The following is a 1,119-nucleotide window of genomic DNA, read 5'->3' as shown; positions in this document are numbered from 1 at the left end:
GCCCAAACACCACATGATCAGCCAGATAAAACTCACCCCCATCCCGCCTGGCCACATACCGCTGCTCAAACAACGACGACACATTCGCATCCACCAACGGATGCAACCCACCCGCAACAGCACCGACGGCCCGGCCGGAAACCCCCGCCGGCAGGTCCTCGACGGAACCGGCCTCGTCGGCCGACGCCACCCAGTACCGCTCGCGGGCGAACGGGTAGCCCGGCAGCGGGATGCGGCGCCCGGTCACGCCCGGGACGTCGGACCACTCGACCTCGGCGCCCCGCGTCCACAGCTCGACCAGGGCGTGCAGATCGCCGGCCGCGATGGCCGTGCGCACCGCCTCCGCGTGCGCGCGCACCGCACCCGACCGGCTCCGGCCACGCCGGACACCGGGGACGGACGCCTCCCCACGGGCGAACTCCGCGAGCAGCCTGACGAGTTCGGCGCCGTCGTCGGTGATGACGACGAGTCGCTCCTCCATGGCTTCGCGTCCGGAGTGGAGCGTGTACGCGACGTCGGCCAGCGCCACCCGCTCGCGCTCCAGGAACGTCCCGAGGCGGCCGGCGTACTCCCGCAACCGCTCCTCGTCCCGCGCCGACACCACGAACACCAACGGATCCCCGACCCGCTGCACCCCCGCCACCAACTCCACACCCGCACCCGCGCCGGTGCCCGTGCCGGTGAACTCCTCCACCACCACATGCGCATTCGAACCACCCGCACCGAACGAACTCACCCCGGCCCGACGCGGCACCACCACACCCTCAACCACCCGCACCGGCCACTCACCGGACTCCCGCTGCACCCGAAAACCCGACGCAGCAAAATCAATATGCGGATTCAACTCCCCCGCATGCAACGACGGCACCAACCGCCCGTACTTCAACTGCAACAACACCTTCGTCAAACCGGCAATACCCGCCGCCGACTCCAGATGCCCGATATTCGACTTCACCGACCCAATCGCACAGGCCCCAACACCCTCAACACCACCAACACCACCAAACGCCCGCCGCAGACCCGTGATCTCAATCGGATCCCCCAACGACGTCCCCGTCCCATGCGCCTCCACATACGACACCGAACCCGGCTCCACCCCCGCCCGACCCCACGCCGCAG

The 1,119-nt window shown here is 69.1% G+C and carries 1 protein-coding gene; it reads right to left on the bottom strand.

Features of this window, described 5'->3' with window-relative positions; translation table 11 throughout:
- A partial coding sequence (locus ACLJT4_RS42410) for a ketoacyl-synthetase C-terminal extension domain-containing protein (RefSeq protein ID WP_411130507.1) occupies positions 1 to 1,081 on the bottom strand: 1,081 nt, incomplete at its 3' end.
- Positions 1,082 to 1,119 lie beyond the last annotated feature (38 nt).

It is taken from the genome of Streptomyces sp. x-19 (assembly GCF_046549115.1).
Classification (GTDB): Bacteria; Actinomycetota; Actinomycetes; order Streptomycetales; family Streptomycetaceae; genus Streptomyces; species Streptomyces albulus_C.
This window is presented reverse-complemented; position numbering and strand designations above follow the sequence as displayed.